Raw genomic sequence first — 1,227 nt, 5'->3', positions numbered from 1 at the left:
CCCGCCGGCCGTCCCGATCTGCGGCGCGACCCGGCGGCCTCGCTCCTACCCTCCTGGCAAGCCGCGCTGCGGGCCAGCGCCGAGCCCGCCGAGGTGATCGAGCGCGCGGCGCTGCTTCCCGCCGACATGCCCGCGCTCCGCCTGGCGCTGCGGGCGGCCCGCGCGCGGGTCGAGGCCGGCGGCTGGCCCTCCATCCCCCTGGGCGAGACGCTAGACCCCGGCATGGCCGACGCCGCGCGGGTGCCGGCGTTGCGCGCCCGCCTCGCCGCCGAGGATGCCGAGCTGGCGGCGCTGACCCCCGAGGCGCCGGAGATCTACGACGCGGCCCTGGAGGCGGCGGTCCGCCGCTGGCAGGCGGTTCAGGGACTGGAGCCGGACGGTCGGGTCGGCCGCGCCACGCAGCGCCTGATGAACCGTCCCGTCGAGGCGGTGGTCGGGCAGATCCGCGTCGCCATGGACATGCGGCGCGGGCTGGCGCCGCCGCCGCTGGGCCGCCGCGTCGAGGTCAATATCCCGGCCTATGCGCTGCGGGTGATGGAGGGCGGCCGGGTGCTCCTGGCCATGCGGGTCATCGTCGGCAAGCCGGCGCGCGCCACGCCGCCGCTCGATGTCCGCATGACGGCGGTGCAGTTCAACCCGCCCTGGGGCGTGCCGGAGCGCAACGCGCGGGAGGACCTGCTGCCGCGCTTCCGCCGCGATCCGCGCGCCATGATGGAGAAGGGTTTCCGCGTCTACAGCGTGATCGGCGGCGAGCGCGTCGAGATCGACCCGACCACCATCGACTGGGGCGCCATCGGCGGCACCCGCTTCCCCTACATCATCCGCCAGGACGCCAGCGACGCCAGCGCCCTGGGCCGGCTGAAGTTCGTCATGCCCAATGGCGACGACATCTACCTGCACGACACGCCGGACCGCCATCTCTTCAACCGGGCGGAGCGGGCCCTCTCCTCCGGCTGCATCCGCCTCAGCCAGCCGATGGAACTCCTGGAGCTGGTGCTGGCCGGGGTGCCGGGCTGGGACCGGGCGCGCGCGCAGAAGGCCCTGGACAGCCGCCAGACCAGCTTCCTGGGCCTGCCCCGGCCGCTGCCGGTGCGCCTGGCCTACGAGACCGTCACGGTGGAGGAGGGCGAGGTCCGGCTGCGGCCCGATCTCTACGGGCTGGATGCCGCCTATCTCCGCCTGCTCGACCAGCGCCGCGCGGCCCCGGCCGCCGAGCCGGCGCTGGCC

1 protein-coding gene is annotated in these 1,227 nt (G+C 75.7%); it reads left to right on the top strand.

Features of this window, described 5'->3' with window-relative positions:
• Positions 1–1,227 (top strand): L,D-transpeptidase family protein (locus ACVMLK_RS21070; protein ID WP_457487546.1); only part of this gene is annotated, 1,227 nt, incomplete at both ends.

Source organism: Teichococcus aerofrigidensis, from assembly GCF_054073225.1.
This window is presented reverse-complemented; position numbering and strand designations above follow the sequence as displayed.